The organism is Microaerobacter geothermalis (assembly GCF_021608135.1).
Lineage (GTDB): Bacteria > Bacillota > Bacilli > DSM-22679 > DSM-22679 > Microaerobacter > Microaerobacter geothermalis.
In genome coordinates, this window is record NZ_JAKIHL010000001.1 from 155,759 (window position 1) to 170,114 (window position 14,356).

General features: G+C 43.0%; 18 protein-coding genes. 16 read left to right on the forward strand and 2 right to left on the reverse strand.

Features of this window, described 5'->3' with window-relative positions; all coding sequences use genetic code 11:
* Nucleotides 1-610 precede the first annotated feature (610 nt).
* Together L1765_RS00840 and L1765_RS00845 are read left to right on the forward strand one after the other, a co-directional pair.
* Entirely contained in the window at nt 611-1,003 is a 393-nt protein-coding gene (locus tag L1765_RS00840; RefSeq protein ID WP_236403325.1) for a nucleotidyltransferase substrate binding protein, read from the forward strand.
* On the forward strand, nt 1,000-1,305 hold the full coding sequence (locus tag L1765_RS00845) for a nucleotidyltransferase family protein (protein WP_236403328.1): 306 nt from the start codon (nt 1,000-1,002) through the stop codon (nt 1,303-1,305). The genes L1765_RS00840 and L1765_RS00845 overlap by 4 nt, the downstream gene beginning before the upstream one ends.
* Nucleotides 1,306-1,372: 67 nt before the next feature.
* Here L1765_RS00845 and L1765_RS00850 read toward each other — a convergent pair whose 3' ends face one another.
* Nucleotides 1,373-2,425 (reverse strand): cell wall-binding repeat-containing protein, encoded by a 1,053-nt coding sequence (locus L1765_RS00850; protein WP_236403984.1) that lies wholly within the window; start codon nt 2,423-2,425, stop codon nt 1,373-1,375.
* Nucleotides 2,426-2,690: 265 nt separating this feature from the next.
* Here L1765_RS00850 and L1765_RS00855 point away from each other — a divergent pair, with 265 nt between their 5' ends.
* From L1765_RS00855 to L1765_RS00905, 11 genes are all read left to right on the forward strand, one after another.
* Nucleotides 2,691-3,095, forward strand: a complete 405-nt coding sequence (locus L1765_RS00855) for a cytochrome c maturation protein CcmE (RefSeq protein ID WP_236403330.1) — start codon at nt 2,691-2,693, stop codon at nt 3,093-3,095.
* Nucleotides 3,095-5,050 carry a heme lyase CcmF/NrfE family subunit gene (locus tag L1765_RS00860; RefSeq protein ID WP_236403333.1) on the forward strand — a complete coding sequence of 652 codons (1,956 nt, stop codon included), beginning with the start codon at nt 3,095-3,097 and terminating at the stop codon, nt 5,048-5,050. Before L1765_RS00855 ends, L1765_RS00860 begins: the two co-directional genes overlap by 1 nt.
* On the forward strand, nt 5,047-5,517 hold the full coding sequence (locus L1765_RS00865) for a cytochrome c-type biogenesis protein (RefSeq protein ID WP_236403336.1): 471 nt from the start codon (nt 5,047-5,049) through the stop codon (nt 5,515-5,517). Before L1765_RS00860 ends, L1765_RS00865 begins: the two co-directional genes overlap by 4 nt.
* A 36-nt stretch (nt 5,518-5,553) precedes the next feature.
* Nucleotides 5,554-5,916, forward strand: a complete 363-nt coding sequence (gene ccmI / locus L1765_RS00870; RefSeq protein WP_236403341.1) for a c-type cytochrome biogenesis protein CcmI — start codon at nt 5,554-5,556, stop codon at nt 5,914-5,916.
* On the forward strand, nt 5,913-6,818 hold the full coding sequence (locus L1765_RS00875) for a hypothetical protein (protein WP_236403345.1): 906 nt from the start codon (nt 5,913-5,915) through the stop codon (nt 6,816-6,818). The genes ccmI and L1765_RS00875 overlap by 4 nt, the downstream gene beginning before the upstream one ends.
* Nucleotides 6,815-7,477, forward strand: a complete 663-nt coding sequence (locus L1765_RS00880; RefSeq protein ID WP_236403348.1) for an ABC transporter ATP-binding protein — start codon at nt 6,815-6,817, stop codon at nt 7,475-7,477. Before L1765_RS00875 ends, L1765_RS00880 begins: the two co-directional genes overlap by 4 nt.
* Nucleotides 7,470-8,123, forward strand: a complete 654-nt coding sequence (locus L1765_RS00885; protein WP_236403351.1) for a heme exporter protein CcmB — start codon at nt 7,470-7,472, stop codon at nt 8,121-8,123. Before L1765_RS00880 ends, L1765_RS00885 begins: the two co-directional genes overlap by 8 nt.
* A gap of 3 nt (nt 8,124-8,126) precedes the next feature.
* Nucleotides 8,127-8,810, forward strand: coding sequence for a cytochrome c biogenesis protein (locus L1765_RS00890; RefSeq protein ID WP_236403355.1), 684 nt, complete (start codon nt 8,127-8,129; stop codon nt 8,808-8,810).
* A 57-nt stretch (nt 8,811-8,867) separates the two neighbouring features.
* Nucleotides 8,868-9,005, forward strand: coding sequence for a CcmD family protein (locus tag L1765_RS00895; protein ID WP_236403357.1), 138 nt, complete (start codon nt 8,868-8,870; stop codon nt 9,003-9,005).
* A 59-nt stretch (nt 9,006-9,064) separates the two neighbouring features.
* Nucleotides 9,065-9,535 carry a TlpA family protein disulfide reductase gene (locus L1765_RS00900; protein ID WP_236403359.1) on the forward strand — a complete coding sequence of 157 codons (471 nt, stop codon included), beginning with the start codon at nt 9,065-9,067 and terminating at the stop codon, nt 9,533-9,535.
* Between the two features lie 253 nt (nt 9,536-9,788).
* Nucleotides 9,789-9,965 (forward strand): hypothetical protein, encoded by a 177-nt coding sequence (locus L1765_RS00905; RefSeq protein ID WP_236403361.1) that lies wholly within the window; start codon nt 9,789-9,791, stop codon nt 9,963-9,965.
* A 76-nt stretch (nt 9,966-10,041) separates the two neighbouring features.
* Here the strand turns inward: L1765_RS00905 and L1765_RS00910 are convergent, their stop codons facing one another.
* Nucleotides 10,042-10,437, reverse strand: coding sequence for a phage holin family protein (locus L1765_RS00910; protein ID WP_236403363.1), 396 nt, complete (start codon nt 10,435-10,437; stop codon nt 10,042-10,044).
* Nucleotides 10,438-10,593: 156 nt separating this feature from the next.
* Here L1765_RS00910 and L1765_RS00915 point away from each other — a divergent pair, with 156 nt between their 5' ends.
* The 3 genes from L1765_RS00915 to L1765_RS00925 all read left to right on the forward strand — a co-directional run bounded on the left by L1765_RS00915 (nt 10,594) and on the right by L1765_RS00925 (nt 14,329).
* A complete protein-coding gene (locus L1765_RS00915; RefSeq protein ID WP_236403987.1) occupies nt 10,594-12,954 on the forward strand; it encodes an endonuclease MutS2 in 2,361 nt (786 codons plus the stop codon).
* Nucleotides 12,955-13,093: 139 nt separating this feature from the next.
* Nucleotides 13,094-13,603, forward strand: a complete 510-nt coding sequence (locus L1765_RS00920; RefSeq protein ID WP_236403366.1) for a DUF4178 domain-containing protein — start codon at nt 13,094-13,096, stop codon at nt 13,601-13,603.
* A gap of 51 nt (nt 13,604-13,654) precedes the next feature.
* On the forward strand, nt 13,655-14,329 hold the full coding sequence (locus L1765_RS00925) for a PspA/IM30 family protein (protein WP_236403373.1): 675 nt from the start codon (nt 13,655-13,657) through the stop codon (nt 14,327-14,329).
* Nucleotides 14,330-14,356: the final 27 nt, after the last annotated feature.

Here is a 14,356-nt window from a genome sequence, read left to right on the forward strand (position 1 = left end):
TAGGCAAGAAAAAACCGCTCTTTTCCCGTTAGATTATCTGAGCGGTTACAATTTTATGATATTTTTTAGTAATTCTTCTTTGGTAGTAAATTCCTCCCCCAAAATTTTTTTTGCTTACTTTCACAATCTAATGCAAATATGGCAAATCGAGGGGTTCAACGATCGAATTTTCCGGTTGAATACTACTAATATTGGATTCGTAAGTTGCTAGAAATGCAAACATAGTCATCATCATTGTGGAAACTAAGGAGATTACAATCTTCTTTTTCAAATCACCTTCCCTCCTCCCCAAAAGATATATGAGTTTGCAACTTGACTATAACAGGTTCAACAAAATGTGATTTTCCCATTTTCAGCGAATATGGGAGATTAAGACTTCCTTTCCTAGCGTTTTCTCCCTCTGGCATCAAACAATATGTAAATATGCATATCGGTCTTTTCTCATCTCAGAATTAATGAGAATGGGACTTTTTCCTTATGTTCTCCTTACTGGATACCATTTGACCCCTGGGTCGGTTAATACTTATAATGGACTTAACAGTCCTGTCCGTTACTTGAATGATTTGTTAAGGTAATTGGAATGATCGTGGATTAAAGGAGTGATTGCATAATGCAGGATATTCGTTGGAAACAACGATTTAATAACTACAGAAAAGCTTTTTTTCAGCTGACTGAATTTATTGAAAAGGATGCTTTAAACAAATTTGAGATTCAGGGGCTTATTCAATGTTTTGAATATACCTTTGAACTGGCTTGGAAAACAATCAAGGATTACCTTGAGCAGGAAGGATTTGAAGTAAAAAGCCCCCGTGCAGCGATACAGACCGCATTTCAATCCGAATTGGTAACGGATGGACACACGTGGATCGATATGCTTCAGAAAAGGAATCTGATGGCACATACATATAATGAAAAGTTTGCAGAGGAAGCAGAACAACTGATTCGGGAAAAGTACTACTTGGTTTTAAAGGAACTTTATGAGAAGCTTGAGGAACAAGTATGAAGTTCGGGTTAAGTGATCAGGACATAAATGACATTGTACAGGCGATCTCTAGATTCGATGAAATTGAGAAGGCGGTCATTTTTGGCTCCCGTGCCAAAGGCAACTATAAGAGAGGATCGGATATTGATATTGCGATTTACGGGGAAAAGATCAATATACATACCCTTTCAAAACTTCATGCATTATTGGAAGATGAAAGTAATATGCCGTATTTTTTTGATGTGATCGATGGGACCCATCTTAAGCATGAAGATCTTAAAGAGCATATTGCTCGAGTAGGAGAAGTTATTTTTGAGAGATAAAAAGCCAGGAACAGTTCAAAGTTTCCCTGGCTTTTTTGGTGTTTTTCAACAAAAATTACTTTAAGTATCAATCCTTTTCCCTTTGAATCAGCAGGGTTTCCAGTTGGACCTGGGTGGAGAAGAAAAACTGTTCATAGCCTCCCAGGATGAAGCCGTGCATATAAGGAGGTTCCGGATGGCCGATTTTTAAGGGGTTAAGAAATCTTAAGTATTTCTTGGTGACTGCGGGAACCCGGTTTTTCTCCACCATTAGCAGAGGGGTATGTTTTCCCAAATGAGCCAGAATGCATCCGGCAATCACCTCCTGCCAGGAGGCAGTGGAACCAAAGGTAAAGGCATCCCCTCTTCCGGGCATATTTCTTCCCCATCCCAGCTCTCCCCCGTGGCTGGTTTTTTTTGAAAGGTTGACACTGATTTCATAGGGATTATTTCCTGTTACTCGAAAAATCTTACCGGTCGTCAATGCTTTTATTTGTTCTTCTACCTTTGTAGAAATGATGCTTTCCCCGCCAAAAAGGGTGTAATTGATGCCTTTCTTCATCTGTAAAAACCTGGCGGTAGCGGGCGGGATGGAATCTTTGTTCACATATAGAATGGGAACGCCCATATGGGCAGCATAGTATGATGCTGGCAAAGAAACAAGAGGCGATGTTGCTGAAACAAGCAAGACACTGGTTCTTCCTTCCTTTGATGCAGAAGGGACAACTTCCTGCCGGTAAATAGCCACCTTTACGGCAGTTTCGTAAAAATTGCTGCCATTCAGATGCTGGGTTTTCCATCCCTCCTCCTCAAGTGCTTTGATCACTTGGGAAGAAAAATTCCCCACTAAGAAGATCTGGGCAGGCAAATCCTTTCCCATTGGCGAAAGGCGCTTTATTTCACCTAGGGTAATGGGGGTAAGATGGCTGGATGATGAATAAAGAACCGGAGCATTTATCGGAAAATGAACCAGGCTGGTCGCTGTCAATGAATCATGAAATTGGGAGACAGGAGCCAAAATGATCGCTGATGGTCTCCAGGGAACTTCCGGATTGGGATAGACCAACTGGGTGACACTCACCGCAAAGGAATACGCATCATGGGCTAAAATTCTCGTAGTATCTACCGTGTTTGAACTCATATACACGACAAACCTCCTCTCCTGATCATTGAGGGTCTTAGGACCTGAAATGGGCCTCATCCCTACCTTATGATAAAAATAAGAAAAAGTTTCCTGTCTCCACAGATTCATCACATGTTTTGGGTATACTGTCAATAAATCATTCGTTCACAAAATTGTCACATTTGATAATAATACTATTGTTATATTAAATATAATAAAAAATTTGTTATAATGAGATGGATGTAATAAAATATCAAGGATACTTCTTGCAGGAGGGACTATGATGAAGGTTCGGACAAAAGTGACCATTGCGGCAGTCGTTGTCATTGGAATTATTGTGGCCTTGGTAACCATGGGGATGTCTCAGGCCTCAACCTATTACTTAACGGTGGATGAGTATTTGGCGAAGGCGGATAAATGGAATGACCGGCCCGTGAAAGTAAGCGGAACCATTGTTGGGGATTCCGTCAACTGGAATCCGCAAACCGTTGAACTCCGCTTTGATATGAAGAGTGAAGAGGGTCAGGTGATCCCTGTTTATTACAAAGGATTAAAGCCGGATAATTTTGTCGATGGCTGGGAAGCCATTGTAGAAGGAAAAATGGACGATAGCGGCCAGTTTGTTGCATCGCAGCTTTTGATCAAATGTCCTTCCAAATATGAAGCGGTTGAAGAGGAGAAGAAATAATGGGTTTTATCGGGGATTTTTCATTAATGATCGTGCCTTATGTGATAGGAATTGGGCTTTTTGCCTATGTATACGGGATGATAAAAAAGTCGGACCGCTGGATAGAAACTGGCAGAAGAGCCACATTGGCCCTTGCTTTTTTAACCACTGCGGCTTCATTAACCTTAATTTATCTTTTATCAATCGGCGATTTTCGTTATGAATATGTGGCCAGATATACCAGTACAGATTTAAGTCTGTTTTACAAAATTGCTGCCTTTTGGGGAGGGAATGCCGGCTCCCTTCTTCTTTGGTTATGGCTGTTGAGCCTGTACACGGCATTGGTCACCTATTCCAAACATAAGGATTCAGAACAGATGCTGCCTATCGTTTCTACAGTTCTATTAAGTATTGGGTTGTTTTTTGCCATAGTGTTGGAAACGGCGGCACCGCCTTTCAAATTGGCTGCTAATGTGGTGACCGAAGGGAGCGGACTCAATCCCCTTCTGCAAAATCCGGGGATGGCCGTCCACCCTGTTACCCTCTATTTAGGATATATCGGCTTTGGGATCCCCTTTGCCTATGCGGTTGCTGCCCTTATTTTGAAAAAAACAGATGCCGTCTGGCTAAAGGTTACTAGAAAATGGACTCTTATCTCCTGGTTCTTTCTGACGATGGGCATTATCTATGGTGCAAAATGGTCATATGTCGAATTGGGTTGGGGAGGATACTGGGCATGGGACCCTGTTGAAAATGCCTCCTTTATGCCTTGGCTGACCGGAACGGCCTTTCTTCACTCTGCCATGATTCAGGAGAAAAAAGGAATGATGAAGAAATGGAATGTTTCTTTAATCATCCTTACCTTTTTGCTCACCCTTTTTGGCACCTTTTTAACCCGAAGCGGCATCCTTTGGTCCGTTCATGCCTTTGCTAATGGACCTCTAGGCGCCTATTTTCTCGCATTTATCGGAATTGCCCTTGTCTTCTGTGTTGGATTGTTGGTTGTAAGATGGCCTTCCTTAAAAGGTGAAGTAGAGTTTGAAGCAGCCGTTTCCAAGGAAACCAGCTTTATGCTGAATAATTTGCTGCTGTTAGGAGTTGCCTTTACCGTTTTCTGGGGCACCATATACCCAGTCATATCAGAGGCTCTTACGGGGGATAAAGTGATGGTAGGGGCACCCTTTTTTAATCGGGTAAGCCTTCCTGTCTTTATTCTGCTTGTTGTCCTGATGGGAATCTGTCCTTTAATCGCTTGGAAGAAATCGACGTTAAGGAATCTGAGAAAGAATTTTTTGTATCCCTTGATCTTTGCCGTGATTTCGGCCGTCTTTCTTTTTCTTTTAGGCGTTAGGGGTCTATTTACATTGTTGTCCCTTACCAGTGCCCTGTTTGTTGTTGCTACTATCTCCTTTGAGTTTTATCGGGGTGTGGAAGCCAGGGCTCAAATGACCGGACAAAACAAATTTATTTCCTTCTTCCAGGTGATCAATCGGAACCGCCGTCGATATGGCGGATACATGATCCATCTAGCGGTGGTCTTTATCGCGATTGGGGTTACCATGTCCAGTGCCTATTCCAGCCAGATACAGGTGATGTTAAAGCCGGATGAAAGGGTGAACATGAAGCAATACACCTTGACCTATCGGGGATTATCTGAAGAAAAATCAGCTGGCAAATCAACGGTTTTTGCTGATGTGGTACTGCAAAAAGGGGATAAAACCATCGGTGTGGTGAGACCGGAGCGAATTTTTTATGCCAATGGACTGCAGCCCACTTCTGAAATTGCCATTTACAGCACATGGAGTGAGGATATTTATGTTGTCCTGGCAGGTTGGGAAGAAGGAACAAGCAATGCCGTATTTGAAATTCATTGGAATCCGCTGATTCAATGGATCTGGTTTGGCGGATATCTGATTATCCTTGGCACCCTTATTGCCCTATGGCCGGATCGGAGACGGGATGTGATGATTGAATGAAGAAATTACTCGGCTTCATCTTGTTGTTCACACTATTTGGCGGATCTCAAGTCTTGGCTGATCATGACCCGGTGATTACCAGGGATGATGTTCTTCGTGTAGCCAAAGAACTGCACCCTCCCGGATGTACCAACAGCATGACAGCCGATTACTGTATGCTTGCTACAGCAGGTCCCCTTCGCCAGGAAATATATGAATTGTTGAAGCAGGGGTATCATGATAAGGAAATCATAAACAAAATGGTGGATAAGTATGGGGAAAGGATCCTCGCTTCCCCGGCAAGAAGAGGATTCCAATGGACGGCCTGGGTCATGCCGGGGGTTGTCATTTCAGGGGCTTCCGTGGGGTTTGTAATATTATTGAGAAGATGGCGCCGTCCTTCCATAAAAGGAGAAAGGGCACCTGGAAGGGAAATGGATCCTAGGATTAAGGAAAAAATAGATAAGGATTTAAAGGATTACCTATAAGAACCAGTTCAGCTTCAGCAATTATTACCGGATTTTTTGAACATCCATCTACAAGGAAGAAGGGTTGATCGCAATATGGAATGGATAATCAAAGCCCTCATTTTGCTTCTGGTCATTCTGTTTCTGGCTTCTCCATGGCTCGGCAGGAAGAAGAGAAAACCTGAGGGATTCCTGAAACATCATGAAACACTGGCAGATGAGCGAGTGCTTTATCTTCAGCAGTTGGCTGATTTGGAGTATGATTTTCAGATGGATAAAATCAGTGAGGAAGATTACCAAGAAGTAAAGGAAGAGCTTGAGGAAAAATTGAAGGAAATCTATATGCAGGAAGAAAAAAATGAAGAAAAGGCTCGGGCCATGGTGGAACAATGGTTAAGGGAAGCGGAGGAGTCCAAATGAGTAAGAAAATACCCGATTTTAAAATCTTCCTGTTGCTTTCCATATTTTTCATTAGCCTCAATTCAACTGTATCGGCTGATGGCAGAACGGATGCGTATGTGGAAAGCGGAGAAATGATCGTCTTTGAAAAAGAAGGCACATTTCAATTGGTAGAGGCCCTTGATTTCTCAATTGCAAATGAGGCAAAAGGAAAAGGAATGGAGATATCCATACCGCAAAGGGCGGAAAATGTGGTTGTGATGGACGGAGTAAGTCCAGAAAGTGTTCAACTGAACCAAGGAAAGATGGTTTTGGATTTGCCCAAAGGAAATACCCGCCTGATTTTCGCCTTTCAATTGCCTGCTGAGGATTTATCGGCATCCTATCTGTATCAGCAGTCCTTCTGGACCAAGGAAATGAGGGTGACCATACAGTCGGAAAAGGTTTCCGTGATGGCATCAAGGTTTCTTACCCAATCGGAATCTCTGGACTTGAATGGACAGCCTTTTAGACGTTTTACCAGGCTAGATATCCATGAAAATGAACCCTGGGATCTGATGTTTCGTCAAACCTCCTTTTCTGATACCCATGTTGGAGACGAACAGGACTTTACCGAAGACGGGTTAAAAATTTTGGGCCATGAACATGGAGCTAATCCTGCCATCGCCTTTGCCAATTTGGGATTAATTGTCTCAATTTTAACTTTGGGGATACTCAGTATTCGCATGACCATGGGTTGGCGGGAGAGGAAAAAGAAGCAGCAGCTTCCTGCCCGAAAGGAGATTTTGCTGCAGGAGCTGGTCTCCCTTCATCGGAAAAGGGAAAAAGGGATAATCGGAGAAGAGCAGTATGCCGATGATTACCAAAGGATTCAACAGCAGCTCCTTCAATTGGCTAGAGAAACGGATGGACGGGGAGCATGATAACCTGGACAATACGGTTTCAGGGGGTAGGCTTTCATTATGGAAATCAGTGGGTGCTGTATGATACCTCCTTTGAGGCTCATGCTGGTCAGGTCCTTGGTTTTCGCGGAAGAAACGGAACGGGAAAAAGTACGTTGTTGCGGTTGGCTGCCGGATTGATTCGTCCCCATGAAGGCCAAGTGATATGGAATGATCAACTGGAAGAAAGAAAAAGGGGAGTGGGAGCAGTATTCTCCTCATCCTATCTGTACGACCAGCTGACAGTTTTGGAAAATTTGCAGTTTTATGGTTCGCTATACCGTCTGGATGGGAAAGTTATAAAAGAGAGGATCGAAGAACTGATGGATCAATTTGATCTTCAGAATGTTCTTCATGAATTTGCAGGTCAGTTATCCAAAGGATATACCCAAAGGGTTTCTTTGGCGAGGGCTTTGCTCCATCAACCCCCCCTTCTGTTGTTTGATGAGCCCTTTGACGGGTTGGATTTGGAGTCGCAGCAAATTTTGACGCAGGCGATATTCAAGGAAAAAGCCAGAGGATGCACGATATTTCTGGTTTCCCATGATATGGGACAGCTGGATGCTTTAAGTGATCGCCATTTTCTTGTGGAAGGCAAAAAAGTAAGGGAAATGGAAAGGGAGGATCAATCCCTTGGCTAAACAAATCCTTGCCTTGGTAAAAAAAGACTGGTTCATCGAATGGAGAAGCAAATGGCTTTTTTCGATGATGATTTTAATTTCTTTCCTTCTCTTTTTTACGATCAGCATGTCCTTGGAAGATAGCATCGGAGTGGAGGAATCGATCCTTTGGGTAGTCTTACTCATTGTGACGGCCCAGGTTTCCCAAAGGCAAATATCAAGGGAAACGGTAAACCAGACCTGGGAAGGGATCCAGATGGCCCCGGTGGATCTGGGAGCGGTCTTTCTAAGCAAATGGATCGTCATGATGGCCCTTGTCGGGACCAGTTACTTCATCGTTCTGCCTTTATACTTTCTTTTTTTTCAGGTCGATCAGGTGAATATCGTGCCATTTCTCATCACCCTCTTTTTTGCAACCGGGGGCTTTATCGCAGTAGCCATGTTTATGTCTGTGATTACCATCTATACCAGCCTTGCTGAGTTTGTCATTTTGCTATTGGAAATTCCCGTTCTGATTCCCCTGCTAATTGGAGTGATTCAGATGTCCAAGTATCTCTTTTTTGGGGGGGAATCCTTTCCTTGGCTATGGTTTGGCCTGATTGTCGGCTTTACCATCATTTTTACGGTACTGCCCACCCTTTTGTTATCTTTGGTAAAGGAGGTTTAGCTGTTGAAATATTCGTGGATGCGCATATTTGTCGCTTTGGTGGCCGTTCTTGTATTGGCAGATATTTATATGGTTTTTTTCTACGCTCCAACGGAAAAATTTATGGGTGATATCCAACGGCTGATGTACTTTCATGTATCCAGTGCTTGGGTCGCTTTCATTTCATTTTTTGTCGTTTTTATTTGCGGGATATTATATTTGTGGAAGCGGTCTGACCGATTTGACCGTTTGGCATTGGCTTCCGCAGAAATCGGGGTATTTTTTACCACGTTGGTATTAATTACAGGACCCATCTGGGCCAGACCCGTTTGGAATACCTGGTGGACTTGGGATCCCCGGTTAACTACGACTTTGATCCTATGGTTTATTTACGTGGGATATTTGGTATTAAGGAAGACCAGTCTACAGGATGAAAGGGGCAAGAGGATGGCTGCCCTGTTTGGAATCATCGGGTTTATTGATGTTCCCATTGTCCATCTGTCTGTCACCTGGTGGAGGTCCATTCATCCCCAGGTCATCACCGATCGGGGAATTAACATGACGCTGGAGATGGCAATTACCCTTTTCTTTAGTGCCTTTACTTTTTTGACGATCTACCTTCTGTTGCTGTTTTTCCGCTATCGGATTGAAACGGCAAGGGGAATCATTGATGAAGGGAAGCGGAAGTTAAGTTTGACCGATGGTTAAACTCGACAAGCAGACGTGTGAATTCTTTAGTTCTGACTATAAACTGGAGGGATCAATATGGCATTTTTAGCCCTTGGAACAGCAGTGGTTTGGCTGGGTATTTTGGGGTATGTATTCACCCTGATTTCACGAACCAAAAAGGTAGAGGGAGAATTATTGCGGTTGAAAGAGAGACTGGGCGATAGGAATCAATAGTGGGTGATCGAAAAATGAAGTGGCGATGGTTGTGGGGAATTATATTAGGGGGATTGTTGGTGTTTTTCATCATTTCGGCGGTTAAATTGGCGGCGACCAATACGGCAGTCCAAATTGGGGAAAAGGCCCCTGACTTTGAACTGCTGGATGTGAATGATAATCCTGTCCGCCTTTCGGATTATCTGGAAAAACCGGTGATGATCAACTTCTTTGCCACCTGGTGCCCCCCATGTAAAGAGGAGGCCCCCGAAATCCAAAAATTTGAGGAAGCCTATGGGGACAAGATTAAAATATTGATTATTGATCGGGCGGAACCCAAGATATTGGTGCAGAATTTCATCAAGGAATATGGGTCCACATCCACCTATGTGATGGATGTCAATGATTCATTGGCCAAACCATATGGAATTGTCGGCCAGCCCGAAACATTTTTCATTGATTCAAACGGAATCGTCAGGGAGCATATCATAGGACCGAGAAGGTTTGAACAATTTGTTGCCTCATATGAGAAATTGGTGAATGTACAATAGAAAATAGATTTGAGACAAAACAAAGTCCTCTGTAGAACTGTACAGAGGACTTTTTTATTAAATTAATGATGTTCATGATTGTTATGTAATAAAAACTAACATAAAAAATAAAATAAAGCGAAAGAATAAGCATACACCTGAATAAATGGGATGAAAACGCTTAATTTATGTTATAAAACTTAACGTTTAATCTTGTGTTCTTCCTCAAAATCCTGTATATTAACAAAAATACAGTGAGAGGAAGTGAAGTGGTATGTCTGATCTTACAAGGATTGCATTTTTAAGGACATTAAAGGAAGAGTTAATCGAGAAATTAAGGGATCCGTCGACGACCTATTCCCAAATGGTTGAGATTAACAAGCAGCTGGGAAAATTAAACCATGAAATTCAGCATATGAAAATGATGTTATATCGTGAGAAGAGAAAGTAAACAGGCCATCACTTGAAAGTGGATGGCCTATCGATGTATTCATTGTTCTTTCCGTTGCTAATCATTCTTCTTTCCTTCAATTCTGCCTCGGTCGTTCGTTTCCTCCAACCCTTCCTCCTCCCCTATTCTCCCCGGTGGCGAATATGGGTCGTACAGGGACAAACAGGTCAACGATACCAATTGCCAAGGCAGCCAATAATGCTCCCAGGAAGGTGGTCCTCATACTTCCCACAAAAAATTGGGCTACATAAATGATTACCGCACTCACCAAAAAACCAACGATTCCTCTACCATAAGGAGAAATGCGATCGCCAAAAAAGTATTCGGCCACCCAGCCAAGGGCAGCTATGACAAGAGCGGCAAACACCGCACTCCAAAAACCAAAGATGCTGAACCCGGGAACAATATATCCGATAAGTAAAAGCACGATGGCGGCTACAGCAAAACGAATTACATGTGTTAAAAAGGTCATATTTCTCATCCTCTCATTCATCATTGTTGATATTTTGAATGCATCTATATATTTTCCAATCCATTTGTCTTTTATGTAATCTTAATGGGAATAGTGATATAATGGGTGGTGATCGAGGAAGATCATGGAGAAAGCATGATATTGGAGGAACCTATGATTACGCGCCGTGTGCTGCATATATTAGAATTTGACAAGGTCAAAGAAAAAGTAAGGGAAAAAGCTACCTCAACCCTTGGCAAAGAGATGGTTGACGCTTTGACACCTATGATCAGCATAGAGGAAGTGGAATTGGCCCAGCAGGAAACAAGAGAAGGATCCATTGTTCTTCGTCTAAAAGGAAGTGTTCCCCTTGGGGGAATTCGCGATATTCGAAAAGCCATCCAAAGAAGCCGAATTGGAGGAATGTTGTCACCCCAGGAACTACTGGATATTTCCGGTGTGCTCTCTGCCGGAGGACGGGTAAAGCAGTTTATTCTTCAACTGGCGGAAGAGGATGAATCTCTTCCTATCCTTAACGGTTTGGCTCAAAGTATTGAAAGACTCCGGCCGTTGGAGGATGAAATCACCCAATCCATTGATGATCATGGAGAAGTGATGGATGGTGCCAGTTCTCAATTGCGCCAAATCAGGAATGAAATCAGGCAAACGGAGTCACAGGTGAGGGAAAGGTTGGAAAGAATTCTTCGCACTTCTTCTTATCAGAAAATGCTGCAGGAAGGAATCATCACCATACGTAATGACCGCTATGTCCTTCCCGTCAAACAGGAGTACAGAGGAAGCTTCGGGGGAATTATACATGACCAGTCGGCCTCTGGAGCCACTCTGTTTATTGAGCCTGAAGCAGTCGTTTCATTAAATAACAGGTTGAGGGAGTTGTTTGCCAGAGAGCAAAGGGAAGTGGAGAAAGTTCTGCTTCATCTTAGCGGACAGGTGGCCAACCATGCGGATCCTTTAATAGTTAACGTAGAATCCCTGGCAAGGATAGATTTTATCTTTGCCAAGGCATTTTATGGTGAGAGCATAAAAGGAACTCAGCCTTTGTTAAATGAAAAGGGGAAAATCCGCTTGAAAAAGGCACGCCATCCCCTTCTTTCACCAGAGACTGTGGTCCCTATTGATGTGGAACTGGGAGATCATTTTACGGCGATGGTGGTAACCGGACCCAACACAGGGGGAAAAACCGTTTCCTTAAAAACCATTGGGCTTCTTACGCTGATGGCCATGTCGGGGCTTCAAATCCCGTCTGAAGAAGGAAGTGAAATTTCGGTTTTTTCACAGATTCATGCTGACATTGGAGATGAACAAAGCATTGAACAAAGTTTAAGTACCTTTTCCAGCCACCTGACAAACATCATTAAAATTATTCAATCGATGGATGAAAACAGTTTAATTTTACTGGATGAATTAGGAGCAGGGACAGATCCCAGCGAAGGGGCTGCCCTGGCCATCGCCATATTGGATCACATCATTCAGAGAGGAGCTAAAGTGGTTGCCACCACCCATTACAGTGAACTGAAGGCATACGCATATAATCGGAAACAGGTTATCAATGCCAGCGTAGAATTTGATGTGGCCACCTTAAGTCCTACTTATCGGCTTCTTGTGGGAGTTCCGGGACGCAGCAATGCCTTTGCCATTGCCGAAAGATTGGGTTTAAACCGGGAGATCATTGACTTGGCGAAAAAACAAATGTCCCAGGAGGAAATGTCAGTTGAAAAAATGATCGTATCCCTGGAAGAGAATCGGATGACTGCAGAACGCGAAAGGGAAAAGGCGGAAGGTCTCCGAAAAGAATTGGAGAATATGCGTAATCAGCTGGAAAAAGAGCGGCAGGAGCTAGAGAAAGAGAAAAATCGGATTCTGACGAATGCCGAGAAGGAAGCAGCCCAAGCGGTGGCGAAAGCCAGAAAAGAGGCAGAAGAGGTAATCGCACAGCTGCGGAAGATGGCGCTGGAGGAACAAACCAGCATCAAAGAGCATCGGTTGATTGAAGCGAAGAAAAGATTGGAGGCTGCCCTCCCCCGCTTTAAAAAGGAACCTGTTCACCAGAGAAAAGGGGCCGAGGTGAAAAATAATTTGCTTCCTGGAGATGACGTGATGGTATATTCACTAAATCAAAGAGGTCAAATTCTGGAGGAAATAAGTTCGGATGAAATTCTAGTTCAAATCGGACTGATGAAAATGAAAGTAAACAAAGCCGATGTTGGACCCGTTTCAACCGAAAAAAAACCGGAAAGAAATCTTCTTGCCACAATAAAAGGGAATCGGGAACATATCCGTCCTGAATTGGATATTCGAGGGGATACGATAGAAGATGCGATCCATTCCATCGATAAATATCTAGATGATGCGGTTATCTCAGGCTTGAATCAGGTATCCATCATTCATGGAAAAGGAACCGGAGCCCTCAGAAAAGGAATTCAGGAATATTTGAAGAAACATCCCCAAGTAAAAGAATTTCGCCTTGGTGTTCACGGGGAAGGAGGAAGTGGGGTTACAGTCGTCAAGTTCAATTAAACCACTCTTGATTAAATGCACGAGTGTCAGAAAAAAATTTCATAAATTTTTTACTTCATTTGAAACCCAATAATCCTTGCTTCGTATACGAATAATGAGAAACATGGATATCCTTTAGCTGAAAAAAGGAGGTGGGCGGATGGGATTGTTTGATTTTCTGTTCAAAAAGAAAAAAGAAGAGAATGATCGTCCGATACAGCGGAATGTATTAAATCTTCAGGTGAATGATATTGTCACCTATGACTTAGAAGATTACATTGTGGTGGGTAAAATTACTTACAATGACTCGGGATATGAATGGCATGCCTATAATCTGAAAGGTGAGAGCAGGTCAATATGGCTTGCTGCCGAATTGGATGATGAATTGGAGATTGGAATCTATGAACGGGTGACAACTTCAGTGGGTCCTTCCATACCCCAGAAGTTAACCATTGATGGAACGACTTATTATATGGAGGAGCATGGGCTTGCCACCATTACCCATGTTTCAGGCCGTGCAGGAGCGGTTGTTGGCCAGAAAGTAGAATATTGGGATTTTGAATCGGAAGATGAAGAATACCTTTCCGTAGAAAAATGGGGAGGTGATTTAGAGTTAAGCAAAGGCTATTCCATTGGAGAGAATGAACTGAAAATTATTGCCGGAAGCTAGTAGAATATAAATTTTTGTTATAAATACGGATCTTAAGGGAGGAATATCAAAATGGGTATTTTTAAAAGATTAAGGGATCTGACGACAGCTACCATCAACGATTTATTGGATAAAGCGGAAGATCCGGTAAAAATGCTGAATCAATTTTTGCGGGATATGGAACAGGATATTGCCGATGCTGAAGTTTCTGTTGCCAAGCAGATTGCCATTGAGAAGAAATTTAAGCAGCAGTATGAAGAAGCTATGGAAATGGTGCAGAAACGGCAAGAACAGGCGGTAAAAGCATTGGAAGCAGGCAATGAAGATTTGGCGCGTCGTGCATTAGCGGATAAAAAGGAACACCAGGAGCGAGCCGACGAATTTAAACTTCAATACGACAATGCCAAATCCAATGCCGATCAGTTGCGGAAGCAACTTCAAGAGATGAAAGATGAATTTGTCAAAATGAAAAACAAGAAGGATACCCTCATTGCCAGGGCTGAAGCGGCCAAAGCGCAAAAACAAATTAACCAAGCTATGAGCGGTATTGGAACGGAAAATGCTGCTAAGGGCTTCGAGAGAATGAACGAAAAAGTTCTTCAAATGGAGGCTGAGGCAGAGGCCAGTAAAGACCTTCGCAAAGCCAATCGTTCTTTAGATGATGAACTGGAGTCATTGGGAAAGAATGATGTGGACGCTGAGCTTGCCGCGCTAAAGGCACAGTTGGCGAACAAAAAAGAAGAGTAGATCAATTTGAATAACACCTGAATAGGT

Excerpts from the sequence above, each read along its gene's own strand:
- L1765_RS00855 (WP_236403330.1), top strand. The coding sequence starts at position 2,691 with ATGAAGGTTCGGACAAAAGTGACCATTGCGGCAGTCGTTGTCATTGGA.
- L1765_RS00850 (WP_236403984.1), bottom strand. The coding sequence starts at position 2,425 with ATGAGTTCAAACACGGTAGATACTACGAGAATTTTAGCCCATGATGCG.
- L1765_RS00910 (WP_236403363.1), bottom strand. The coding sequence starts at position 10,437 with ATGACCTTTTTAACACATGTAATTCGTTTTGCTGTAGCCGCCATCGTG.
- L1765_RS00860 (WP_236403333.1), top strand. The coding sequence starts at position 3,095 with ATGGGTTTTATCGGGGATTTTTCATTAATGATCGTGCCTTATGTGATA.
- L1765_RS00895 (WP_236403357.1), top strand. The coding sequence starts at position 8,868 with ATGGCATTTTTAGCCCTTGGAACAGCAGTGGTTTGGCTGGGTATTTTG.
- L1765_RS00925 (WP_236403373.1), top strand. The coding sequence starts at position 13,655 with ATGGGTATTTTTAAAAGATTAAGGGATCTGACGACAGCTACCATCAAC.
- L1765_RS00875 (WP_236403345.1), top strand. The coding sequence starts at position 5,913 with ATGAGTAAGAAAATACCCGATTTTAAAATCTTCCTGTTGCTTTCCATA.
- L1765_RS00905 (WP_236403361.1), top strand. The coding sequence starts at position 9,789 with ATGTCTGATCTTACAAGGATTGCATTTTTAAGGACATTAAAGGAAGAG.
- L1765_RS00865 (WP_236403336.1), top strand. The coding sequence starts at position 5,047 with ATGAAGAAATTACTCGGCTTCATCTTGTTGTTCACACTATTTGGCGGA.
- L1765_RS00840 (WP_236403325.1), top strand. The coding sequence starts at position 611 with ATGCAGGATATTCGTTGGAAACAACGATTTAATAACTACAGAAAAGCT.
- L1765_RS00845 (WP_236403328.1), top strand. The coding sequence starts at position 1,000 with ATGAAGTTCGGGTTAAGTGATCAGGACATAAATGACATTGTACAGGCG.
- L1765_RS00920 (WP_236403366.1), top strand. The coding sequence starts at position 13,094 with ATGGGATTGTTTGATTTTCTGTTCAAAAAGAAAAAAGAAGAGAATGAT.
- L1765_RS00880 (WP_236403348.1), top strand. The coding sequence starts at position 6,815 with ATGATAACCTGGACAATACGGTTTCAGGGGGTAGGCTTTCATTATGGA.